The sequence below is a fragment of the Paenibacillus marchantiophytorum genome (assembly GCF_014640555.1).
GTDB classification, from domain to species: domain Bacteria; phylum Bacillota; class Bacilli; order Paenibacillales; family NBRC-103111; genus Paenibacillus_E; species Paenibacillus_E marchantiophytorum.
Window position 1 is genome coordinate 55098 of record NZ_BMHE01000003.1, and the last position, 24455, is coordinate 79552.

General features: G+C 43.9%; 22 protein-coding genes. 7 read left to right on the top strand and 15 right to left on the bottom strand.

Annotation, left to right across the window (positions count from 1 at the left end; all coding sequences use genetic code 11):
- Nucleotides 1-145: 145 nt before the first annotated feature.
- The 5 genes from IEY34_RS04220 to IEY34_RS04240 form a co-directional block, all read right to left on the bottom strand.
- Entirely contained in the window at nucleotides 146-949 is an 804-nt protein-coding gene (locus IEY34_RS04220) for a carbohydrate ABC transporter permease (RefSeq protein ID WP_189008074.1), read from the bottom strand.
- Nucleotides 946-1824 carry a carbohydrate ABC transporter permease gene (locus IEY34_RS04225; protein WP_189008077.1) on the bottom strand — a complete coding sequence of 293 codons (879 nt, stop codon included), beginning with the start codon at nucleotides 1822-1824 and terminating at the stop codon, nucleotides 946-948. Before IEY34_RS04225 ends, IEY34_RS04220 begins: the two co-directional genes overlap by 4 nt.
- Nucleotides 1825-1940: 116 nt before the next feature.
- Nucleotides 1941-3287 (bottom strand): ABC transporter substrate-binding protein, encoded by a 1347-nt coding sequence (locus IEY34_RS04230; protein WP_189008081.1) that lies wholly within the window; start codon nucleotides 3285-3287, stop codon nucleotides 1941-1943.
- A 119-nt stretch (nucleotides 3288-3406) separates the two neighbouring features.
- The gene (locus tag IEY34_RS04235; RefSeq protein WP_189008084.1) at nucleotides 3407-4972 is read right to left on the bottom strand and encodes a response regulator; all 1566 of its coding nucleotides are present in this window, start codon (nucleotides 4970-4972) and stop codon (nucleotides 3407-3409) included.
- Nucleotides 4969-6813, bottom strand: a complete 1845-nt coding sequence (locus IEY34_RS04240; RefSeq protein WP_189008087.1) for a cache domain-containing sensor histidine kinase — start codon at nucleotides 6811-6813, stop codon at nucleotides 4969-4971. The genes IEY34_RS04235 and IEY34_RS04240 overlap by 4 nt, the downstream gene beginning before the upstream one ends.
- Before the next feature lie 246 nt (nucleotides 6814-7059).
- Here IEY34_RS04240 and IEY34_RS04245 point away from each other — a divergent pair, with 246 nt between their 5' ends.
- Nucleotides 7060-7221: a hypothetical protein gene (locus tag IEY34_RS04245; RefSeq protein ID WP_189008089.1), complete on the top strand. Its 162-nt coding sequence runs from the start codon at nucleotides 7060-7062 to the stop codon at nucleotides 7219-7221.
- Between the two features lie 101 nt (nucleotides 7222-7322).
- On the opposite strand, the gene IEY34_RS04250 is transcribed toward IEY34_RS04245, so the two are convergent.
- From IEY34_RS04250 to IEY34_RS04260, 3 genes are read right to left on the bottom strand one after another with little or no spacing between them, the layout of a single operon-like run.
- Nucleotides 7323-7955 carry an NAD(P)-dependent oxidoreductase gene (locus IEY34_RS04250; protein WP_189008092.1) on the bottom strand — a complete coding sequence of 211 codons (633 nt, stop codon included), beginning with the start codon at nucleotides 7953-7955 and terminating at the stop codon, nucleotides 7323-7325.
- Nucleotides 7952-8791 (bottom strand): SGNH/GDSL hydrolase family protein, encoded by an 840-nt coding sequence (locus IEY34_RS04255; RefSeq protein ID WP_189008095.1) that lies wholly within the window; start codon nucleotides 8789-8791, stop codon nucleotides 7952-7954. The genes IEY34_RS04250 and IEY34_RS04255 overlap by 4 nt, the downstream gene beginning before the upstream one ends.
- A 27-nt stretch (nucleotides 8792-8818) precedes the next feature.
- A complete protein-coding gene (locus IEY34_RS04260) occupies nucleotides 8819-9160 on the bottom strand; it encodes a DUF6220 domain-containing protein (protein ID WP_189008097.1) in 342 nt (113 codons plus the stop codon).
- 204 nt (nucleotides 9161-9364) lie between these two features.
- Between IEY34_RS04260 and IEY34_RS04265 the strand changes: the two genes are divergently transcribed.
- The 3 genes from IEY34_RS04265 (at nucleotide 9365) to IEY34_RS04275 (ending at nucleotide 12025) form a co-directional block, all read left to right on the top strand.
- Nucleotides 9365-10051 (top strand): response regulator transcription factor, encoded by a 687-nt coding sequence (locus tag IEY34_RS04265; protein WP_189008099.1) that lies wholly within the window; start codon nucleotides 9365-9367, stop codon nucleotides 10049-10051.
- Nucleotides 10048-11352 carry a sensor histidine kinase gene (locus IEY34_RS04270; protein ID WP_189008101.1) on the top strand — a complete coding sequence of 435 codons (1305 nt, stop codon included), beginning with the start codon at nucleotides 10048-10050 and terminating at the stop codon, nucleotides 11350-11352. Before IEY34_RS04265 ends, IEY34_RS04270 begins: the two co-directional genes overlap by 4 nt.
- Before the next feature lie 109 nt (nucleotides 11353-11461).
- Nucleotides 11462-12025 (top strand): NAD(P)H-dependent oxidoreductase, encoded by a 564-nt coding sequence (locus IEY34_RS04275; protein WP_189008103.1) that lies wholly within the window; start codon nucleotides 11462-11464, stop codon nucleotides 12023-12025.
- Between the two features lie 26 nt (nucleotides 12026-12051).
- On the opposite strand, the gene IEY34_RS04280 is transcribed toward IEY34_RS04275, so the two are convergent.
- The gene (locus IEY34_RS04280) at nucleotides 12052-12417 is read right to left on the bottom strand and encodes a winged helix-turn-helix transcriptional regulator (RefSeq protein ID WP_189008105.1); all 366 of its coding nucleotides are present in this window, start codon (nucleotides 12415-12417) and stop codon (nucleotides 12052-12054) included.
- A gap of 657 nt (nucleotides 12418-13074) precedes the next feature.
- On the opposite strand from IEY34_RS04280, the gene IEY34_RS04285 reads away from it, so the two are divergent.
- Nucleotides 13075-14088 (top strand): transposase, encoded by a 1014-nt coding sequence (locus IEY34_RS04285; RefSeq protein ID WP_505816271.1) that lies wholly within the window; start codon nucleotides 13075-13077, stop codon nucleotides 14086-14088.
- A 12-nt stretch (nucleotides 14089-14100) separates the two neighbouring features.
- On the top strand, nucleotides 14101-14679 hold the full coding sequence (locus IEY34_RS04290; RefSeq protein WP_189008737.1) for a transposase: 579 nt from the start codon (nucleotides 14101-14103) through the stop codon (nucleotides 14677-14679).
- 610 nt (nucleotides 14680-15289) lie between these two features.
- On the opposite strand, the gene IEY34_RS04295 is transcribed toward IEY34_RS04290, so the two are convergent.
- Together IEY34_RS04295 and IEY34_RS04300 are read right to left on the bottom strand one after the other, a co-directional pair.
- Entirely contained in the window at nucleotides 15290-15910 is a 621-nt protein-coding gene (locus IEY34_RS04295; protein WP_189008111.1) for a hypothetical protein, read from the bottom strand.
- 801 nt (nucleotides 15911-16711) lie between these two features.
- The gene (locus IEY34_RS04300; protein WP_189008114.1) at nucleotides 16712-17302 is read right to left on the bottom strand and encodes a TetR/AcrR family transcriptional regulator; all 591 of its coding nucleotides are present in this window, start codon (nucleotides 17300-17302) and stop codon (nucleotides 16712-16714) included.
- A 142-nt stretch (nucleotides 17303-17444) separates the two neighbouring features.
- On the opposite strand from IEY34_RS04300, the gene IEY34_RS36550 reads away from it, so the two are divergent.
- Nucleotides 17445-18188: a transposase gene (locus tag IEY34_RS36550; protein ID WP_229757467.1), complete on the top strand. Its 744-nt coding sequence runs from the start codon at nucleotides 17445-17447 to the stop codon at nucleotides 18186-18188.
- Here the strand turns inward: IEY34_RS36550 and IEY34_RS04310 are convergent.
- The 4 genes from IEY34_RS04310 to IEY34_RS04325 all read right to left on the bottom strand — a co-directional run bounded on the left by IEY34_RS04310 (nucleotide 18181) and on the right by IEY34_RS04325 (nucleotide 24444).
- Complete coding sequence (locus IEY34_RS04310) at nucleotides 18181-19521, bottom strand: ABC transporter substrate-binding protein (protein WP_189008116.1); 1341 nt, start codon at nucleotides 19519-19521, stop codon at nucleotides 18181-18183. The two genes, IEY34_RS36550 and IEY34_RS04310, sit on opposite strands and share 8 nt — an antisense overlap.
- A 79-nt stretch (nucleotides 19522-19600) precedes the next feature.
- Entirely contained in the window at nucleotides 19601-21208 is a 1608-nt protein-coding gene (locus IEY34_RS04315; protein WP_189008119.1) for a response regulator transcription factor, read from the bottom strand.
- A complete protein-coding gene (locus IEY34_RS04320; RefSeq protein ID WP_189008122.1) occupies nucleotides 21205-22992 on the bottom strand; it encodes a sensor histidine kinase in 1788 nt (595 codons plus the stop codon). The genes IEY34_RS04315 and IEY34_RS04320 overlap by 4 nt, the downstream gene beginning before the upstream one ends.
- A gap of 129 nt (nucleotides 22993-23121) precedes the next feature.
- A complete protein-coding gene (locus IEY34_RS04325; protein WP_189008125.1) occupies nucleotides 23122-24444 on the bottom strand; it encodes an alpha-L-fucosidase in 1323 nt (440 codons plus the stop codon).
- Nucleotides 24445-24455 lie beyond the last annotated feature (11 nt).

Consider the following 24455-nt stretch of genomic DNA (forward strand, 5'->3'; position numbering starts at 1 on the left):
ATCATTAGACATGTTTGGCAAAACGTCGGACGCTTCCCTCTACCGCTTCCTTCAAGCTCCAGCGCTCCGTTGTGATTTGATTTAAACTGAGGCGCTCCCTTGCATCCATTAATTCCATTGATTTTCCTCCTATGGACAGTTTAAGTCAACCTTTCACCGCACCCGAAAGCATGCCTGACACAATATAGCGCTGCCCAAATAAATACACGATGACAATCGGCAGTGTCGTCAGCACAATTGCCGCGCATACTAGATTCCAGCTGGATATGTAGGTGCCATAAAAGTTATAAACGGCCAGTGTCATCGGGTTATTCGTCGATTTGTTAAATACGTACAGTGGCAGGATAAAGTCATTCCAAGCATTCATGAAATTAATCAGCAGCGAAGTAATCGTCACCGGCATAAGCAGCGGATATTGAATCCGAAAAAAAAGCTGCCACGCGTTGCTGCCATCAATCACCGCCGATTCATCCATTTCTCGGGGGACGGAATTTATGAAACCGTAATAGAGAAAGACGGTAAACGGCATCATTAATGCCGAATAGAGTAAGATGATTCCTTGAAACGTGTTCATAATGTGCAAGGTCTGCATAATCTTAATCGTAGGTATCATATTGATAGGTGCGATTAAGCCGACGATAAAATAGTAATACAACATTTTATTTAGCTGTGTTCTTCTTCTGGATAGAACAAAAGCCCCCATCGCGGACGCGATATTCGTAAGCAATACCGAACCGGCGGTAATGATCATACTATTTTTAAAAGCGCGGATCATTTTCCCTTCTTTTATAACTGTCGCGTAATTATTAAATTGAATGTGTTTGGGAAAGCTGAGATTCATTGAATCTGCTTCCGCCGATGTTTTCACTGAATTGATAACGACCAAAAATAATGGAATTAAAATGACCAACGTGAGCAACCATACCGAAACTTCCTTGACAATTTTCATTCGCTAACCTCCGACCGCCTGGACAACAGGCTTAGCGTGGAAAGCGCAATCAAGGTGGTCATTAAAAACAGGAGAATACCGATAGCCGTCGCTGAGCCGTAACGCCCGGAAGAAAACTCTCTGAAAACAGCGGTGTTCAGAACCTCCGTCGTATTGCCGGGACCGCCTTTGGTAAGGACAAAGATGAGATCAAATACCTTAAAGCCGTTGATGAGATTCAATATCAGATTAATCGTAATTGCAGGCATGATAAGAGGCAGTGTAATATGAATGAGCTGCTGCCATTTGCTTGAACCGTCTATGGAAGCCGCCTCGTAATAAGAGCGCGAGATGGTTTGCAAGCCGGCCAAATAAATAATCATATTAAAGCCGATAAATTTCCATGTTTCTACCGAAACAACGGAAAGCATGGCGAATTTTACATCTACCAGCCAAGCATGCTTCCAACTCTCCAGTCCGATATAACCTAGGAAATTGTTGATTAAGCCGTGGCTCGGATCGAATACCGAGGAAAAAATTAACCCAATTATCAAGGGAGAGATCGTGACGGGTAAATAAAAGATCGATCGGAGCACATTTTTCGTGCGCAGACCTTCGTTCAACAGCAGAGCTAAAGATAAGCCCAACAAATTTTTCAACAGTGTAGTCGACAGTGCAAATTCGAAAGTGTGTGTAATGTATTCCCAGTAAAGCGCGCGATCTTTCAACATATCCCTGAAATTATCCAGCCCAATAAAGCGCATTTTTTCGTTATACGTATTCCAGTCGGTCAGAGCGTAATAAAAGCTGAATAAACTCGGGGTAAAGTACAGAAGTGTATAAATGCCTACCGGTAATATTAGAAAATAAAAAGGGTAAATCCTCTTCGTATTCATATCGCCCCTACTTCCTATTAGCCATATGTCTTTAAAGTCTGAAGGACAACGGCGCCGGTGAACGATAGAACATACACATTTTGCTCACCGGTGAAGCCGTTTTAATGTACATCCAATTATTTGGCAGTTGCCTTGAAAGATTTTTCTCTGTTGTCGTCCAATTTTTTCAAGACATCTAATGGCGTTAATTTACCAAACAACATATCTTGCATCGCCTTGGCGATGATTGCCCCTGAATCCCCGTAGAATTTGACGGAATCGTTTAAATCAATAAGCTGAGAGCTGGCAATGGACTGTACGCTTTGCAGAGCTTGCGTTGCAGGTGCAACTTCTATGCCTTTAAAAGAAATTGGGCCTAAATCTTTTCGCTCCATGTAGTATGCTTTTAAATTGTCCTGACTAGATAGGAAAGCGAAATATTGACGAATGGATTCGATGTTTTTCGTTTCTTTATTCACAACGCGGATAATTCCTCCGGCAGAGTGGCCGAATGTTGTATTGTCCCCCATTGGAACCGGGAACATCTTCCATTTATCCGCACCCGAATTTGGGAACTTCGCTAATACTTCCTGTTGGTAGGTCGTATAGACGAGATCCATCGCGTATTTTCCGGAACCCATAGCTTCATAACCTTTGGTCCATTCGTTCGATAAGGCGTCTTTGCCAAAGTACCCCTTTTTGTTCATTTCATTGTATTGACCCAGAGCCGTTGCCAGCACTTTGCTGTCGGCAAATTTCCCCGTATTGTTATTCAATTTATCGATGAATCCTGGATCTTCTTTGATCGCTGCTCCAGCCAATTCCTGCAGCCAGATAGGCAGATGCCACTCATCTTTGGCATTTTCAAAAATCGGTGTGATGCCATTCTTTAGAAGCGTATCGCAAATTTGCGTAAACTCTGCATATGTTTTTGGCGGTTGCAAGTTGTACTTGGCAAAAATATCCGTATTGTAAAGCAGGCCCCATCCATCAACAGACCATGTGTTGAATCCGTAGATCTTGCCGCCAATGCTTGCTCCCGCTTTGGCCCAATCTGTATAATTGGCTGCCCAAGGCTCGTTCGACAAGTCCATAAAATTCTTTTCCGGCTGGAAGCTGTCAATTCCGATGCCGCTCGCCATATAGAGGATGTCCGGCGCTTCCTTCGTCGCAATCTTGGTTTTGAGAATATTGATATACTGATCATCCGGATTCACCTGAAAATCAATTTTTATGCCTGTTTTTTGTGTGAATTGATTAGCAAGCTTACGGTCAATGTCTTTAATCCAGTTTTGAGAAGCACCGACTGTAATCGTGACATCCTTTTTGGCTGCATCTGGTTTTGCCGTTGGAGCTTGCGTTGCTGCTGTACTTTCTGCTGGTTTCACTGAGCTTGCTGCATCTTTGGAGCTGCTGCCGCAGCCTGAGATCACAAGTGAAAATGTCGATATACAGGTAAGCATCACTAGAAGAGATTTTCTCAATGTTCATTCCCCCTAAGCTTTTTTCAGACTATTTCTCGTCTGCCTCTGAATTATAAAGCGTTTTCATTTTATCTTCGATGCACAAAATGCGCTAGTTGCGATGGACTTTTTTCACCTTATTATTCACCTTGCAGCTTCATTCCCTCACTGTAGTCCGATAGATTTTGTCCAGTCATATTCTTGAAGATGCGGCTGAAATAATGTGAATCCGGGTAACCAACGATCGCCCCAATTTCTTTAAAGCTTAGCTCTGGATGCTGCTGTATCAAGCGCTTAGCCTCGTCCATACGCAGCGAGATTAAATATTTAATTGGTGTCATTTGCTTGTATTTTTTGAAAATTTTCGTTAAATAGGAGGAGTCGAAATTGAATTTTGCCGCAATATCCTCCAGCGTGATCGGATGGGCAAAGTTTGTCTTCAAGTAGCTCTCGATTGAATGGGTCAACTCTTCAGCGCCTTCCGAAAGATGCTCCTCATTTAGAAAGGCTGTGTTTTCTAAAAGGGTCAGAACTCTCTCGAAAATGCTCGGGAAATCGGCAGCGGTATAGAGGGTATTCAGCATATCGTATTCTAGATGGAATATTTCCTCATCGGAGAAATGAATCGCCTGTTGATGGACAATTTGAATGAGATGCTGCAATTTTTTCTCGATCCATTTTTGCGGGTACGCTTGTTCGGTCCAATGCTCGAATAAGCTGCGCAGCTCCTTGTTGAAGTTCACTCTTTTATTTCCTTGGATGAAAGAGACCAGCTTGTGTTGGGTGTTCGGATCGATCCATGCCGACGGTAAATCCCTTGCTTTTCCAGTGTTTGTTAAGATAGCCGACCTACCGAGAGCGACCCCTTTTTCCATGGCGACTTTCAATCCTTGTGAGGTGCTCCACAATCTATCCAGTTTTGCAGGCTCCGCTGCATGAACGATGGTGACGGAATAAGGCTCTACTTGCTCGCGAACCGCTGCCAGTAAAGCATCAGCACAAACAAGAGGCTGCTGGATGACCGCTTCCTCTGTTTTGATCACAAGATACTTGCCGTGGAAGGGTAATTGGTCCACCAGCCACCAGTCCTCTACATCTCCAAGCAAGGTTGGAATCGCCTTGCTTCTATTCACCTGCAGCCATAGATTGTCAAAAAATCCGGCTAGTCCAGATGAATACGAAGCATTCGCCAAATGCCCGATTTGAATTAGAAAAAGCTGAAAAACACTGTCTTGCAAAGCTATATTCTGTTGAACAATCTCTCCTGTTTGAAGAGCGGAATGCACTTGCTCCTTTTCGAAAGAAGCCTTTTCTTGATCTAGCTGAGCGAATATGCGGGATAAGGTTTTTCTAATATCATCGGTATCGAGCGGCTTAAGCAGGAAGTCTCTGGCTCCGCAGCGGAGCGCCTGCTGGGCGTAATCGAATTCATCATGCCCGCTGATGACAACAATCTGAATGCGTGGATATTTGCGGGAAACCTGCTCAATCAATTCAATTCCGTTCATCTGCGGCATTTGAATGTCCGTAAAAAGCACCTGCGGCTGCAAGGCTTCAATCACATCCAAAGCTTCTTTTCCGTTCTCAGCGTAGAGGATTTCAAACTTATTCGTGGCATTTTCAATTTTCGTAGCGATATTTCTCATGATCAGAGGTTCATCCTCCGCTATAAGAATTCGGTAGGAACCCTTCGTATTTGCTATCATCCTGCCAGTTCCTCCTCTGATGGTTTAGAATCCTGTTCGGATTGGCGGATCAGGCCGCCTATCACAATCCATGCCCCGCCTTCCGGGTGGTTGGAGGCTTCGAAAATGGCTTCTTCTCCATACAAAAGCTGTAATCTTTCGGCGATGTTCTTGAGTCCCAACCCTTTTCCCTGCGATTCCTGGGCATACAAATTCAGCTTTGGCTGGGACAAGGCTTGCAGCGCTTCAGGGGTAAAGCCTCCGCCGTTATCGCGGATATGGATCGTCCACTTCTCTCCATCCGTTCTCCCTGTCAGTTCGATCTTCCAAGGCGGCGCAACATGAATGCCGTATTTCATACAGTTTTCCACGATCGGTTGAATGATTAGAATCGGTACGGCAACTTCCATCATGGCTGGATCGACATCAATTTGAAATCTTAGCTTCTCCCCATATCGAATTTGCATCAAAGTCAAATAGCTCGCGGCATACGCCAGTTCATCCGACATGGTTACGTTCCTCGCGTGATTGGATAAGATGTAGCGCAGCATTTTCGAAAGATGCTTGCATACCTTTACGATATCGTAATCCTCCTTCTCCTCGGCCATGATGCTAATCAGCGTAATCGTGTTATAGAGAAAGTGAGGATTCATCTGCGACTGCAAGGCAACCATTCGGGCCTGCATTTCCTGTGAACGCGATTGGATGACTTCTTCAATAGAATCTTGTAATCGGATGCACATTCGCTTGAACGATGTATTCAGAATATCCAGTTCATTCAAACTGGTGTTGCTTTCAATCTGTGATGACGGCAGCAGTGTATCGACCCGCAGCGCGCGAATGGATTTGTGCATTTCCTTAATAGGCAGCGTCAACCCCCTCGCAACGAAGAACGAGACGATTAAGGTTATGAGCAGCAAGCCAAGCACAGCGATAAACATCGAATTGCGAAACGTCACCACAGGCTGCAGCAGCACATTTTCCGACTCTTCGGCCACAACAATCCAATTCGAATAATCCGAATGCGTGTAAGCCATAATTTCACGCTGCTTATTAAGCGGATTGTTAATCGTTGATGTGCCAGTCGCCAAATGCTCCCTTTGCAGCTGCTTCCAATATAACTCCGGATAAGCGTTGGGCTGATTGCTATATGGATAGATCAGATTCCCCGCCTGATTATAAATATAAATCGATTTATTTACACTGGCCCCCCCATTAGGCTCAGCCATAAGCTTTCCGATCAAATTAGCCATAACGCTGTAGCTTTGTTGAATTTCCAGGATACCCTGCTGCTTACCGCCCAAAGCCCATGAGAAGACGCGAGCCAAAGAAATAACCGTCTTGCCCGAGCTGTCCCAATCATCTGAATGAGGGGGTGAAATCACCTTCGCACCATCGGCAGCAAGCGTATCTTTGACCCATGCCATATTGTTCATTTTCCCGCCCGGGAAAAGTTTGCTGACAGAATTATTACCAGTTCCAAAAAAGCGCCCATTCATATCAAAAAGATTAATTTGCCAATCCAATTGAATTGGACCCATAATCGAAAAAATATAATCGTTCATTTTTCTAACATTGTAAGAGGAAATCGTTGGATCGACCGGATTATCTTCTTCAAAAAATAATTGCTTGATGTCGTCCGAGAAAATGACCTTGACAGCAGCGTTGTCGATATTTTGAATGAGCGAATCGAGCTGTGTGGAAATATAAGTCGTCGATTGAAAAATAGATTCCGAATCTCTTTTGCTTAAAATATCCGAGACATAGTAATAAAATGAAATAGCTGCAATGGCTACGATGGCTGTGATGAGGATGGAATACGTTACGAATAGCTTGAATTGAATGGACCTGAACTTTAGCATCGACACCATCCCTCCCTTCTTTCATACACTGCTTGTAAACTAATTTTCACACAAAAAAGGATAAAATTGCAAGGCTATTACGGCTGAAAGCAGGCAATAAAGCAAATCTGGAGAAATCTCAAGCTAACGTGTTAGGTACTTTATGTTTCCCTTGAAGAATGTGCTAAAATAAGGATAGGCAGGCTGATTATCTGCCAATGCTAGCGCACAGAGATTTCCAAAAAATTTAATTTGGGAGGTTATAATATGGATGATTATTTTTTGGTTAAAGACGGTAGAATTGTACGCTGGGATGGACTAATTTTAGGGGGAACCAAGATCCGCGCCGATGAGCTAATAGAATCTTTTGGACGTAAGGCTCTTGATGAAATCGAACAATTTGGGTTTTACACCATAAAGAAATCTTAACGAACCTAACTATTAGCATAAAGGAGGCTGCCATTTGTAATGGCAGCCTCCTTTACGTATGTTCATCTATAATTCCCTGTTGCATTCCAGCCGTAAGACATTTAATTAGATATTTCGACGATGGCTTGATAGGACGCCGAATCCTGAACGGATTTGATCATGTAGGACGCCAAATCCGCCCGCGAAATGCCCTGCGCCTTCGTCAAATGTTGATTAAACGCCGTCCGGTACACCCCCGACCACGGTCCATTCGTTAGTCGCGGAGGGCGAATGACGGTCCAGATTAGCCCGGATTTCCGCAATTTCTCTTCCATCCGAGCCATATCCTCGTAAGCGTATTTAAACATCGGTTGAATGACGAAACGGATCGTTTGCCGCACCATCCACGGCATATCATCAGGTATCTTCAAACCGGAGGAGGACAAGCCGATGAATCGGAGCACTCCCGCCTCCCCCATCGCTTTAATGATATTTTCCGTTCCTTCAGAGTAAACGGTCGTCGGCTTGCGATGATTGACGCCGAGCGCGGATATCACAGCATCTTGACCAATGATCCGCTTGCTGAACGACGATAAGTCGAGTACGTCCCCCTGGATAACTTCCAACCTTTCGCTTGCAATATCGACGGCTTCGGGTTTCCTCGCGATGACGGTGACTTCGTGGCCCAACTCAATAGCCTGAGTCACGACTTGGCGGCCGGTTCCTCCCGTAGCTCCGAATACGACGATTTTCATCTCTCTTTGCCCCCGCTAAGGCATTCGACAACACAACGAACGATCGCAATGTGTCCATCGATCGAGGGATGGACACCATCCGGGCCTATAAATTTCGGCTGCGCTTGTTGCCCGAAAACCGCTTGCGTGTCTACGACAGGATCGGACATGCCGCGCATCATTTCGCCAATGGCGATGATGTCTTCGTTTCTCCAGCTGAGGTGCCCCATCTGGAAATACGGATACGCAGCTGCTCGCGCATCATCGAAAGTCGATGGCGTCAACCATACCCAGCGGGATTGGCTTCTCGCCGCAGCAATTCGCCGAATCTCATGCAGATTTTTGGCCGTTTCCTCGGCGCTCACTTGCGTTTTGGCAGATTCTGGACCGACCCTCATGGCATCATTACCTCCGATCAAACAAAGGATCCAATTCGGTTGTTTACTAACGATCCCGTTAATTCGGCTAAGTACTTGGGTGGATGTATTCCCAGAGATTCCTTCGTTGATCAGACGAATTCCATCCCGCGGCCTTTGTAGTTCAAGCAGGTGGCGAAGAATTTCGAACCACGAAAGCAAGTCGTCTGTCGTGCTCTCTCCCACTCCGATAACAGTTTCGCCAGCTTTGAACGGCAAATTATCGACGAGAGCAGCAAAATCGGGATTTTCAAGCAGATGCTCTGCCACCTCTTTCGCTTGTTGAATCAATTGTGCTTTAACGAGCAGGTACTTATCCAGGTCCATGCCGTAAATTGCTGCCAAAACCTTGTCGTCCAGGTAGCGCGCATAAGTCAATACTTTCTCGGGGTGCTGCGATTGAATCAGTTTAACCCATTGCGGATTCAAATGCGTTTCCATGGTATTCGATTCTCCTTTTGCAATTAATTATACCGTTTTGACCGAACCCCAGAACAGCAGCAATGCGATTACCGGATGCAACGCCGCAATTATCCCGGTCGACGAGAAAACTTGGATAGACAGAAACTGAAACACGACAAGCACGAACAGTCCAAGACTCACCCAACGTTTAGGACCCTTAATTCTACCGACGAATGTCAGCAGGAACATAAGCAAGGGAGCCAAAGCGAAAATTTTGACGAACGACTTATGCGTCTCCCAACTGGAAGTATCCGAGAAAGTGGCTATTCCGGCGATAAAGACTTGTGCCACGATACAGACCAGAAATGTCCAAGCCATTACTTTGAATATGAATCCCCAGACTGGCATGCGCTTTTCCTCCCTCCTACTGTGATTAGCATATTGACATAGTTAACGATAACGGATGATTATCACCAAACACCGAGCGAATAAGTCACAAAACGCTCAACATCTGGTATCATTCCGCTCAATTGAGACACGAGCCTGAGGGGATATGCTATAATGGTGCCAATTCAGGGCTTTCTGGGCCAATTTGGAGGAAACAGCATCCATATGAAACAAACGATAATGATTGTCGATGACGATAAAGAAATCGCGGAATTAATGAGGGATTATCTCGAAGACGAACAGTTCGAAGTGGTGGAAGCATATAACGCTGTTCAAGCGATTGAAGCAATAGAGCGCAACCGCGTCGACTGTATTTTACTGGACGTAATGATGCCTGGCCAGAGCGGGCTGGATCTTTGCAGGCAAATTCGGAAAACGCAAGATACACCGATCCTATTCCTTAGTGCGCGCGGTGATGACATGGACAAAATCAGAGGACTCAGCTTGGGTAGCGACGATTATATCGTGAAATCTGCGACGCCCGAAGAAGTTGTTGCCCGCATTAAAGCCGTGCTCCGCCGTTACGGCAGACAGGATAAGAATCCCAAGCTCGAACTGGACTTCGGCCGGCTCATCCTAGACGTCATGGCTCATGAAGTAAGAATTGAAGGGGTTCCAGTATCGATGACGCCCAAGGAGTTCGATATTCTTTGCTTGTTCGCCGAGTACCCCCGCCAAGTTTTCACCTACGAGCAATTGCTGCAGCGCTTCTGGGAAGGGATCGGAGACAAGCATTCTGTGACCGTTCATATCGGTAGAATCCGTGAAAAAATCGAAGAAGACCCGAAGAAACCAGTGTACATCGCCAACGTCTGGGGCGTAGGCTATCGTTTCGAAGGGGGCAAGCGATGAAACCGCTCCGCATCCGTCAGTGGATGGTAATTGGCATGCTTATCGTACTCATCCTTCCACAATTGTTTTATGAAATCCCAGGCCTATTCGATAAGTATGTATTAGAAAATGCCAAATTTTCGCGCCAGCAGGAAGCCATAAATAGCTTGATGCGCGAAGTCGGCGAAGCGGATGTCATTCGCTGGCGCAATCCAGACTGGCAGGCTGAAATCGAAAAAAAGACCGCTGCTTCAGATTCGGGGATCGTCTTGCTCGATGCTTCAGGCCGTGAAATTTACCGTTCCGTCCCCTCGCGGTCAGAGTCGACTGCTCAGCGAGAATTAAGCGTAATGGACCAAGGTCAACTGCGGGGAAAAGCTCTGTTCTACGCGCCCAAACAAAGGAGCGAACTAGCGACGGCGTTCGCCTTATTCGCGGGAGTATTCGCCATTCTGTTCATTGGCTTCCAGATGGCCCGCGTCGTCGTGAAGCCTTTGGAAGCCATGGGCCACGCGGCCAGACGAATCGCCAGCGGAGATTTGGAATTCCAACTTCCTGATTCTACGGTTAAGGAGGTAGCAGACGTGCGCGACGCTTTTCAAGTGATGGGCACAAGCCTCCGGGAATCGCTCATTCGCCAATCCGAACTGGAAGCGGAGCGACGGTTCTTCATCAGTTCAATCGCGCATGACTTAAGGACCCCGTTATTCGCGTTGCGTGGGTTTTTGACGAGACTGGAAAGCGGTGCCAATCCGGAAAAGGCAGCGAGATATACCGCCATATGCAGCAAAAAAGCCGAGCAATTGGAACGTCTCGTATCCGATCTTTTTTCATACGGACAGATGTCTTCCTTAGAGCAATTGCTGCGGCTGAAGCCGCTGGACATCGGCGAATTGTTCGAGGATATCACAGCGGATTATTTGCCCCTGGCTTGGGACAAAGAAATTAAATTGACGTACGAGGCTCCGGCGGAGAACATCGTGATTCAGGGTGACGCCCATCTGCTGCGGCGTGCGATCGGAAACCTGATCGATAACGCCCTTCACTATTCTCCAGCAAGCAGCAATTTGATGATCCGCTTGCGAAGGGAGGAATCACGAGCCCACTTTACCGTCGAAGATACCGGACCCGGAATTCCCGAGCAACAACTACCCCATATTTTTGATGCGTTCTACCGGGGTGACGACTCGAGAAACCTAGAGTACGGCGGCAGCGGGCTTGGACTTACAATTGCTCGACGAATTGTGAGGGCGCACTACGGTGATCTTGTGGCAGAGAATCGCAGCCAAGGGGGCAGCGTCTTTACCGGCTGGATCGGATAAACACTCACCTTTATGTAAGTACCTGTACTAAAAGTGCATACTTACATATTCGCAGTAACATCTTTATACTCAAAAAAGGAAATATATAAGAACTAAGGAGGAACAACCCTTGAAAACTCTTGTTGTGGTAACACACCCAAGCATAGAAACTTCCGTAATTAATAAGCGATGGGTAGAAGAACTCAAGAAATATCCGGAAAAGTATACGGTTCATCAACTGCATGAGGTATACCCTGACGGACACATAGACGTGGAAAAGGAACAAAACTTGATTGAATCACACGGAAATCTTGTTTTGCAGTTCCCTATATTTTGGTTTAATTGTCCACCACTCCTTAAAAAATGGCTTGACGATGTTTTAACTTATGGTTGGGCATATGGGTCACATGGAGGCGATAAATTAAAGAATCGCAAAGTTGCCTTAGCTGTTTCTGCCGGAATTAAGGAAGAAAATTATAGTCAAGAGGGAAAATATCGCCATACACTTGCTCATTTATTGTCACCTTATGAATCTACCTTCCTGTACTGCAATGCAAATTTCCGTTCGTTCTTTGCGTTTTATGGTACGGAGAATGAGCCTGGTGAGAATGTGCCTGGTACAGAAAATGAGCAACCTGCAAGCGAATTAGAAAAAAGCACACAAGATTATTTGAATTTTGTTGACAACCTCTAACAGGTAACTTTATTTAAACAGCTTAGCTATGCCTTACACTCTAAAACTTCCAGAGTTCGCGAACTGTTTTTCTCTCCCCATTCGCACATCATATTTAACAAAGGAAGGAGAGAAAGACCACGCTCTGATAACGAATATTCAACTTTTGGAGGTATCTGGGGGAATTCCTTACGTATAATAAGCCCATCTGCCTCCAGCTCCTTTAGCATAATACTTAGCGTTTTAAAGGAAATAATACCGATACTTCGCTTCAGCTCATTATGCCGCATAACCTTATTATCAGACAGCTTATACATAATGATCATTTTATATTTACCGCCTATCAAAGACAACGTATATCCAAAACCAGTATCTTTTAATTCCACGCCAGTCGGAACACAGGTTTCGAGCATAAGTTACACGCTCCTTTTTAGTTAATTAACCCACAGCACATGCTGTGGGTCTGAGTATTTAGGTTGGTAATTCCGTCTCGCGGAAAGCTTTAATCATGGATTCTTCTTGTGGTGTAAGATCCATAAAGCATCTCTTCCTTTCCCGATAGATTATACGGTCAAATATTCACTTGTAACTTCTTATCTTATTCTAAACCCTGACGTTAGCGTTAGGGTCAAGATGAAATAAGCCCCCCCGCAATTGGCTGAACTAATTACGGGGGGCAGCCTTTTGTTTATATTTACTCAGGTGTCGACGATGTTTTCTAGTTATTGTTCCTGTTGGGAACTGTAGTACGTTATTTAGGCATAAATCTGATATTTCAGGGTAATAGCGGAACCACCACAGGGTCTTATTCCCAAAAAAAACGCAGAATTTCCCGCCAAACCGCAAATTAGCGCACTGTAGGAGGCTGTCGATTCATTGTAGATATCTCAGTCCCCAAAATTACTATTGCGAATTGATCAAATACTACGAAAAATTCAATACTTTAGCTGGTTTTCTCCCATTTACTCCCGATTTCTTGGTATAATTACACTATACTCATATCGGGGGTCTTTTGGATGTAAAATAGAGTTCGTTACAAAACATTTGATCAAATCTCATTTGCGGATATGATGGTCTACTCTAAACTGCCACTTCATTCTTTTTGGAGTAACGTTGAAAAAAAGATTGATTTCTCTTTTGCAGACTCGTTGTGCTCTGTTTTGTACTCTGGACGTGGTCAGCATCCCTATGCTCCCTCGCTTAAACTCAAAATCCATCACATTCAGGCTTACTACGCCCTTTCCGATCGACTCGTAGAAGAAAAGATCATCGGCGATTTGTTCGTTAAGCGCTTTTTGGGCTTGCCTGTAGACTTCTTTGGCTTCGATCACAGCACCATTGGTTTAGATCGTTCACGCATGGGGACCGCTATGTTCCAAGCTTGCCATCTGTATATTCTTGCTCAAATGCATAGCCTTGGTTTATGGGGAGACCAGGATGAGCAGTGGATTATTGACTCCTTCCCGTTCAACATCGCTATGTCGAGATCGGGAGCGTATCGCTTGATTCAGCAGGGTATGATTCGCATTTTTCAACATTTAAAACGAAGCCATCGTAGATTGTTCCGACTTGCTGAACAATCTGTTGCGCGGGATGCCATGCTAATTCGTTGCTCTTCGGAGTCATCTACCAGCGAGCAGATGCTGGCCTTCAGTAAATTAGTGGCTGAGGCGTATGGTTTGCTGCAATGGTTCCAGCTGGATGACGTAGCTGCTCACTTTCAAGCCTGGCCAAACCAGAACGCACAGCAAAAATCTCTGGAATTACAAGAAATTCTGAAACGCATTCTGGAAGAAAATAGCCGCGTCACGCCTCCAAGCGATGACGGCTCTGTTGACGATCCTGAAGAGCAGCAATCCACTGAGATAACGTATGAAAAAATTCCTTACAAAGAACGCCCAAAGAACGCCATTATTAGCGTAACGGATCCAGACGCTCGAGTTGGCAAAAAGAATCATAAAACAACGAGAGGTTACAAAACACAGAATTTGTGTACGGCCAGCGGAGTGATTCTGGACACGAAGATGATTCCGGCTATGGAACATGATAGAGATGCGATGTTTGAAATGGTTCAAGGTATTTAAAGCTTCTTTCGGATCACTCCGAGTGCCGTTTTAGGTGATACAGCGTACGGACATGGTGAACAGCGAAAAGCCTTGGCATCGCTAGGTATTTCCGTTATAGCTCCTGTGATTACAACTCAGAATCCTACTGGCTTGTATGATATCTCCCACTTTTCCTATGATTGCGAAAACGATTTGTATCGGTGTCCTGGCAACAAGACGACTGTCTGGAAAAACCACAACACAAAAATTGAAGGATGGCAATATTTTTTTGCAAAAAAGGACTGTAAGGATTGCCCCTTCCGTACGGAATGTACAAGCAACCAAAATGGTAGAAGCGTGTTTCACAGTGATCATTACGAGATCTACGAACTAGCAAAGGCCTATAACGCAAGTGAAGAAGGTATCCGGAATTACAAACTAAGGTACCACGTTGAGCGCAAAAACCAAGAGTTGAAAAACGATTGCGGATTAGGAAAAGTCGAAACCCGAAGCAAGAAGGCAATCTCCATTAAAGCCACGCTTGCCGGAATAGTCCTCAATTTAAAACACACGGTGAGGCGGTTATTTAACCCCAGCCCTGGGTTTATTCGCCATAACCGTACCGCCTAAGTTACCAAGAAAGTAAGCCTGCCATTCCTCTTTTTGCGAAAGAAAATGAGATCGTTCGAGATTCAAAGCCACGTAAACACTGAAAATGAGGAAAGGACTTCATTATATCCAGGGTGAATCGACAGCCTCTGTAGTTCCCTTAAGCCCACTTTAATCTCACTTTTTGCTAAAATAGCGGCTTGTAGTTCCCACTTGGCGACTCGCTTCGCTGTAGGGTGACAAATAAGTTCTGAAGTACAAGAAGCCAGCAAATTCAAGGGTTTGCTGGTTTTTCTTATAAAAGTGATTTACAAATTAAGTTTTGAAGTACTTCTTACAAACAATTAATAAAGTTATCCCCTTCAACAAAAGTTATCCAGATAGTTTAATTTCTGATGCGGCCAACACATTATTACTCATATTATTATTTTTGAATTGGTTGTTCAAAAATAATCTCAATATGCTGTAGGTTTACGATTGCCATTATAGTTTGTCGGTATGACCTGTACTAATTTTCATCCTGCTTTTGCATTTTCGTCAATTGTTTCTCGATGTGTTGAGAAAGAGAAAACCACCTAAAGTTGTTTCTAAAAAATAACCCGATTACGGAATCCGATTCGTGTTATTTTCATTACTGTAACTGTGAATATAAGTGATAAATCGGTAGCTTCCGGTAATACTCTTGTCTTTGCATTTGAAATTCTCTAAATGTGTATGCTGCTTCGGTTTTATTCATAAGTAATACAATTGCGCAAAAGTGTAATTCAGGTTGGTCTTTATACGGAAAATCTCTCTTCATTAAAATGAGTGTCTCGGAATCTTCTGCTTCAATATTGCCATTTTTACGTATCTTTATCTGGATGAGTTTGATTGTAACAATGGCAGTTTCCTCGGAATTTCTCGCAGCTCTTTGATAATTATATTTCTGGTAGATATACTCGGCTGTCTCTTGCAACTCCATATTACCTGTCTGATCAAATGCACTTATGCACATCAAACAAAATTGATTACTATTCGTGAATGCCATGCTGTTAAAAAATGGATCGAATCTATCGAATGCCCTGCGAATTACCTCATAGTCGATATTTATTCCTTTGGTCAATGAAGCCTCTATCATTGTAATGTACAAGCTATGAGCGCATTCATTATCACTATCATTGCTCAATGTGTACTGCCTTTTAAGCATATCTTCAGAAAATGCGTTGATGAGCTTTCCTATAACAAAGTAAAAACCCCAATTGCCCAAAGACATTTGTAAATTTTACTTAGTTACAAGTGAGGATAGACGTCCAATGCAACATAACGAGACTTGGCTAAGCATAACCGGGCTTAGTACCGCTTGTTTGCTTGATAGGTCCGAGCGAACGAACTTGGGGATCCCGTCTTGTATTAGTCTTTGGTATACGAATATATAATTTGGCCCAATACCAGCGTAGCTGACACCTGGTGCAAACGAATGGATATAAATGGAGAAATATTCCGAAGAGGAGGGTTTTTCCTAAATTGACAGTACCAGCGGCAGCCCACTTTGTTTATTAAACTATCGTTACCCGCTTAACTACGGTAAACTTATTACTTCCTACAGACCGATTTTTAAACTAAGCCCCCCAACCAAACATTCCCTCTTTACTCATTACTTCTGCTCGTATCGTATTTATACCAGATAGCCAACGAATAGGAATTCTAACTTGATCAGAACGAATTTCATCCATCCGATGTTTTCCTAGTGAATGCCATTGCCCATGATAAACTTCTTCGGTTAACCGCAATCCTGCAGGAGTGGACATTCTGGACTCTATGAAAATGCTCAGCAGGCTTTTTATAGAACATCTGAAGGGTGGATGTTCTAATCCACCCAGATGGTCATATCCAAAATTGGCAAGACAACGATGCTGTGCAAGTCGACGATCGGGTAGGATGATCACGAGATTAGGGCCTTGTCGTCGTACAGCATACCAAGGATAGCGGGATGATTCATTGTGATACACAACAACTGGTGATTCAAGTTAATGGTTTCATCTGAACGGGCAGGGCACAGCAATAGCGAAAGGACCTATCCCAGCAATTCTTTGGCTCCGTTCATCACTAAGGGCAAAGACTGTTTAACGAATGATTCCTCACTTATTAGACACCCCTCATTGTTCCAAACGTAAGCCGCCCCATACATCCCCCAACTTAACATGATAGAAGCTGTATTTATTAAGAATTGCGCGTTTGGAGTCGATAGCATCATGTCTTTGTCTATAAAGGAAAGAAGTATCGTTTGAATTTTTCCCTTTATTTGAATTTCGAATACAGGTACAAGCGATGTATTTCTTCTTTTGCACATAGTGCTTAGTCCCTTGTGAAATTCGCATACTCCCAGAAAAATGCTCTGAATTGTTTCTTCATTCAATACTTCGTGACCGCTTATTCTACGATTTATGATTGTCATAAACGATTCCATTAGTCTGGCCTCAAGAATTTCGAATTTATCTACAAAGTGAGCATAAAAAGTCGCTCTGTTAACAGTAGCCCGCTCTGCAATATCCCTAACGGTTATCGATTCAAAGTCTTTTTCTTGAATTAATGAAGCAAAAGCGTCTTGAAGGAGTCGACGTGTACGAATCACACGAGGATCAGCTTCATTCTTTTTAATTGTCATGGTTAAGATCTCCCCAGTAAAACGACATTATAGAAATCGTGTTGTCTATACAACGGTTTATGGTTATTGATGATTGCGTACCATTCGGTTGTTATTATAACATACAAATACAACATCTGTTGTTCAAACAACAGATGTTGTATTGAAACAAATTGTTGAATGCCGTTTATTGGCACCGCTCGCACACCAGGATACGGCCAGCTGCACCCATTTTCATCCTCTGTGGTGCAGCGCTGCTTTCGTGGCTAACTGGTACGACAGTTCAATAAAACAGCAGTCTATAACTTTATTTTCTCTGTACAGCCGAAGCATCATAGAAGAACTAGCCAGCCTCGCTCGGCGATCAATGAAAAAGAAAAAAGATGAACTCGAGCTCTCTCTTCGAGGTTACGTTAACCCACATCAACGAATGATGCTTAAAACCATCTTAGCCCACATCGATTTCCTCACCGAACAAATTACGTTGTTAGATCAAGAAGTTGCTGAAAGAGTTATCTCCGATCTGGAAGACATCGAGCGATTAGATTCTATACCAGGGATCGCCACTCGAATGGCTGAACAAATCTTAGCTGAAATTGGAAGAAATATTGAAAACCAGTTTCCAAGCGCGGCACACTTGTGTTCATGGGCAGCACTAGTACCTGGACATAATGAAAGCGCAGGCAAAAGGAAGTCTTCTAAAGGCAAGAAAGGAAATAAATATCTAAAATCTGCATTAACAGAAGCAGCACATTCCGTAGGTGCTTCCAAAAACTACCTTGGTGCTAGGCCCTTAACCAGTTTCACCAGCACGTCCCTACAATGGTTAGAAACCAACAGGATACGAATATCCATTATGAACCAAAAGGAAGAGGATGCCGGACGGCATCCTCTAACTGTTATTTAGCTGCTTTAATCGCTTGATCGGCTTTTTTCTTCAAAGCTTCGACAGTTTGATCGCTGGTTTGTTTGTTCATGAAGTACTTTTCAGACTCTTCTTGTACGGCTTTGCCGATTTCATTTGCAGCTGTGGTATTCGTGTTAAATGCAAAAGTATAATTTCCTTTTAATACTTTCATAAACGAATCTTTATCAAAATATTGTCCTTTATCGCCAATCAACATATCGGAAAGCTTATTGACATCTGCTTTCTTGTTGGAAGGAATTCGCCCGCCAGGAACCATATTCATATTGCCTTCATTCAAATACCAAGACAAGAACTTCATAGCCGTCTCCTTGTTCGGGCTCTTGGCGTTTATCGAAATTTCATCAGTAAATCCGCCGCTATTCACATTTTTACCTTTTTCTAGTTGCGGAACAGGAGCAAAAGCAATCTGGTACTTGCGGTTAGGATACGCACTATCATCTTTCACATAACGAATTAAGTACGTTCCAGTTAAAGCCATGGCCACCTTTCCTGTAAGTAGTTGGTCTTGTCCAGTAATTTTATTGGCTACACTTTCTGCATAAGGTGGTAATGCTTTGGCATCCAGCATATCCTTCTGAATTTCAAGCCCTTTCTTGAATGCGGGATGATTGAAATCGGATGTGCCATCGGCCGCGTAATAAGTATTCTTCGGTTGTGCGGACATCATAACGTAAGTAGCGAGCGGCGCCCAACCTGGCTCTGTGAAAGCTCCGAATTGACCAGGCTTGGTTAGCTTCTTCGCAAGAGCAGCATAATCGTCCCAGGTCCAATCGAATGGGACTTTTTCACCTACGGCGTCTAAAGATGATTTGTTAATCATCATGAGTACCAAATTTTTGGCACCTGGCAAGGAATAGATTTTGCCATCTTTTTTCTTCGCATTTTCGGATCCGATTACACCATCTAGATCAAATCCGGTTTTTTTAATTAAGTCATCTAACGGTTCGGCCATTCCCGCTCGAGTTCTACGGTCCAAATACGAATCCGCATAGCTGATGAACAGGTCAGGTGCATCATTGTTCGAGAGAAGCGCTGTGTCCAGTTTCGTGTTTCCGGATTCGTCGTTGACGAATCGCACATATTCCACTTGAATGTCTTTATTCGCCGCGTTCCATTTATCTACTACAGATTGTGGCCCGTTCTCCGGAGGAGTGCCTCCCCACCACTTCAGTTTCACCACTTGTTGCGCTGCTGGCGTGCTGGTTGCTAATGACGTCGGAGTGCTCGATGGATTTTCGGTCTTACCGCAAGCGCTTACCAATAGTGATACGGATACGACACATACAGCACCCATCATCATTATTTTTTTCATTGTTCTGTCCCCCTACAAAATTAATTTATTTACATTTCGAATTATACAGACAATGGGGGAATATCCGAATGGTATAATCTTATATGTTATCGTGATTTTCTAAGGAGTTTAGGGCTGACTTCCTATATTCTAACGGAAAAACGCCTTCGATTTTCTTGAAATACTTGCTGAAATGTGTCGGATCGCCATAACCGATCATCTCCGAGATTTCATAAATTTTATAAGATGGATCTTTTAACAGCTCACGGGCTTTTTTCATTCTTACTTTCGTCAAGTATTCGATGATCTTCTCTCCGGTCTCCTTTTTGAACAACACGCTTAAATAGCTTTCCGCAAAGCCTACGCGTTTCGCGATATCCGCAACCTTCAACGAAGTTTGGTATTCTTTCTGAATCAAATTCATAACCTCGACAATCTCAGAGCGATACCTGAGCTTCGCAGATTGTCGCATATAATCGATAGTTAGAACAGCCCACCCGCCAAACCAAGCTACAATTTCTTGTAATGTTTCCGCATTTCGGATGACATCAAACGGATACTGTCCATTGTAGGAGGGAACAGCATAGAGATCTTTGCCGATATACGCCAGTTTTTTTTCAAACAAAAACAATAATTGAAGCCATTTCTCCCGTATCACCTTTGGAGACACATCGGTTTGTTTCTGTTTTTCGTACCATTGCAGAAGGGCTGTATGCAAGCGTTCAGAGTGACCTCCGTCGATCAACTCGCTCCAATAGTCTTCTTGAAAGCATTCCATTCTGCTGTCTGTGCCGCTTTTTTCGAAATCGTACATGAAATGCGCTTCCTTATCATAGAACCGGGCATTCAGTGCGTTTTCCGCCTTAACGAAAGCATCGTGAAGGTCGTACAGTTTCATTGCATCCCTGACGATTCCGAAACTTAAAGATACTTGGGCAAACGTTGCAGCCGCGGAACGCATATCAATTAACATGTCTTCGGATAACCTCTCCACCAAGATAGCAAATCTTCCGTTCTTGACTTCGATTAATTCGCCGCCCCCATATTTCTTTAGAATTTCGTTTAAAATGTTTGCGATAGTAAACCCAAAAAGCTGTTCGCTCTTAAATCTGCTTTCTTCAGCGATTTGCTGATAATTGTCGATGGAAACACAGATAAACCTGTACACTTGTTCTTTGTTATTAAATTGAAATTCACGCAATACATTGTCAGTCTCAACACTTGTCCCTTGCTTAAGCAGTAACTTTCTTAGTTGCTTTTCTTTTGTCTCTATCTCTAACTGTTCTATTTTAAAGGCAAGCTGACGTTCCTCGTCATGCTTTATAAGCTCATCTTCCATGTCATTACGTATGTCCATGCACTTTTCCAATAATTCCGCAGGCACCCATGCCAACTTCAGAATATAGTCGTTCGCACCCATCCGAAGGGCCCGCTGAACGTATTCGAAATCATTGTGGTTGGACAATACGATGATTCTTGTCCCTGGCCATTTGGCTCGAATCGCGCTCATTAATTCGATGCCGTCCATTTCAGGCATGCGTATATCGGTTAGCACAATATCACACGGACACGTCTCCAACATGGCAAGGGCTTGTCTCCCGTTTTCCGCTTCTCCGACCAATTCAAAACCATTTGCTTGCCAAGGAATCAACGTTTTGAGTGATATTCGTACTAATATTTCATCATCTACAATTAACACGCGCGTCATTCGGACCCCGCCTTTCGAATAGGCAATCTGATATTGACTTGAAGCCCCCCGTATTCCAGGATGCCAAATGAAATTCCATACGTAGCTCCGAAAAGCATCTTAATCCTCTTATCTACATTCGATACTCCGATTCCGCTGTACTTCGCATGGTTGTTATTGGTCATTTCTTCCAAAATCTGCAGTAATTCGCTCTCCTTAATGCCAATTCCGTTATCAAGCACGGAAACGACCATCCCTGTCCGATCCTCCGTATACGCCGCTTTAATCCACACAGTTAACGGAAACTGTCCGCCATGAATAAGGCTATTTTCCACCAGAGGCTGCAAGCTAAATTTCAAAACCTGCATCTCCAACAGTTCATCAGGGACATTCATATGAATCTGAATATTGTCGTGATAACGTATTTTTTGCAGCGACATGTATAGCTCTAAATATTCAAGCTCTTGGCGAAGCGTCACAAATTGCTCCGTTTGTTTCATGGAGAATTCGAGCAACTTGCCAAGCGCTGTAATCATGTCGCTCACATTCGGATTCGTACCCGAAAGCATAGCCATCAACTTAATGGAATTGAGCGTATTGAATAGAAAGTGAGGATTGATTTGTGCTTGCAGCGCTTGAAATCGCGCTTCCTCCTTATTTCTCTGCTCCTCCTCTAAATGCAAGATCAATTGCTCCAGTCGCCTAACCATTTGGTTAAAATTGCGTCCGAGCAGCGAGATCTCATCTCTCCCTTTCAACTGGATGACTGTTTGGAAATCTCCTTTGCCAACTTGCCGCATCGAGTCGAGAAGTGAATAAATCGGCCTTGTCATATGGATCATAATAAACACAAAAACAATCGTGCCAATGAGAAAAATGAGCAAAATCCCGATTAATGAGCGATTCTGGGTCTGGTCAAGCTGCTTCATTAATTGATCGTAAGGCATAAGATACAGAAGAGAAAAACCGACTTGCGGAACATCCGATATATTCACGAGATAACGGTTTCCTTTAATCATAACGCTTGTATTCACGATTGATCCACTCTTATTCACTGTTCGCTTTTCATCAAAATGAAGATCGTAAGCGTTTCCCTCCGTGTCCGTCACTTGCCCTTCGCTTGATCTGATCAATAGTCTGGAAACTTGGCCCTCCTGCATCACCTGTTTGCCGAAAAACATCTCGCTCGGAACTCCAACCGCAGCAACAAGCATGCCACCGTCAGCCTCGAAGAGAGAACGCGACATCATGACGAAGGAATCGATCCCCTGGCGCGTATATCCCAGATTCGATTTCAAGCGATAAGAAAGCGACCAAAACGGACTACCTTTGTCTTGTCTCGCTTCTGCATACCATTTCTCACCAGTCAATTGTTCATAGGCATTCTGCCTATTAAACTCAAGAATAGTTGAAATAGCAAACTTCCGGTCGTCAACAACATGGAGAAAAGCATCGCTGTCGAGAAGCAAGTCGCGAGTGATTGTCAGCCTGGATTGCAACTGTTTCACAATGCTAAACGAATCATAATCACTGTTCCATTTCGAAAGATCAACTCTATTGAACTGGTTAAAGTCCGATTCGACGAATACAGTTGCTTTGATCATTCTTCCCGCCATATCATTCATCGCAGCGGCAGATCTTTCAACCAATTCCTGATTAGTTTCATATATTTCTTTTTCGATTACCGACTTCGATAGATAGGAATAAAAAAAGAAAATAACAAGCGTAGGAACGACTACAATCAGCATAAAGTTTATTATAAATTTGCCCCTAATCGAGTTCAAAGGGTTCCAGTTGATGATCAATCACCGCTGCCTCCTCATGCACAAATAAATGACACCTTTATTATATCGCATCAATGATAGAAATCGAACAGGGGGCCGTTTGGCCCCCCCCATTTTTAAAAAAAATGCTATCTGACGGAATGCTCACCATCATTCTAATAACTCTAACTCGACAACCGTGTTGCGCTTATCCGGCAGAGGATAGGTCAGAGCCTCCGGTTTGGCAAAACTCAAGAATGCATCCTCCATAAATAGTATAGCATTCCATGGACGGTTAAGGAAAACTTCCGAACCATCCGCGAGCAATCTGGCTTTTTTAATCCTGCCGGCAAGGCCATTCAAATTGATTGAACCTATATTCTCTTCAAAAATATGGGCATACAGTCTATTTCCTTTTTGTGTGTATCGCCCCCACTCAGGTTTCGATAAATCCGCTTGCCCGCACTCGTAGATACTGGCGCTATTTTGCGCCATCCAGTTCCCAACTCCCGCCAAAATATCTAAGGAATCTCGGGGAATCTCCCCCATGGCATTGGGTCCTACATTCAGCAGTAAGTTCCCATTTTTACTTACACATTCAACCAGTTTCCTGATGACGGTTGTGATTGACTTGTATTGCAGATCATGTGCTGTGTACCCCCAGTTATTGTTCAGAGTAATATTAGCCTCCCATGGAATCGAGTTGCCATCTTGATCCTTAACGCCATGCGGAGGAATGATCTGCTCAGGCGAAGCAAAGTCGCCCGAATAGCTGAGCGGATTGTTCGTATAGATGCTCCCGCCACCTTCTCCGCCTGATTCCAAACGGTTGTCTACGATGATATGGGGCTGCAAAGAACGAATCATGGCCATAAGCTCTGTTGCTTTCCATTTCTCTCCTACCATTTCGCCATAAGAGAAATCGAACCACATAATATCCAACTTACCATAGTTCGTCAGCAGTTCCCTAACTTGACCATGCATATAGGAAAGATATTGGCTGAAAGTTTCAGGGTTTCTTTTCTCATTCTCATTATCTCGCATTGGATGGTGATTGTCGCGAAAGGCTGGATAATCCTCGTGGTGCCAATCAACCAGAGAGTAATAAAGACCTACTTTCAACCCCTCTGCGCGAAACGCCTCAAGGAATTCCCAGACCAAATCGCGTCGTGCTCTCGTATTTGTCGACTTATAGTCGGTGAGCGCGCTATCGAAAAGGCAGAATCCGTCATGATGCTTCGCCGTCAATACGGCATATTTCATACCTGCTTGTTTAGCAGCACGCGCCCATGCCGAAGGGTCATAACGAATGGGATCAAACTCGTCAAAATACGTCTTATAATCCTCATTGGAAATACGTTCTACACTTTGTACCCACTCACCTCTAGCCGGAATTGCGTACAACCCCCAATGAATAAACATACCGAACCTATCTTGCAAAAACCACTGCGTACGCTCTGTTCTTTCATTAATAATCGAAGAATTACCCATCATTCGTTCCACAC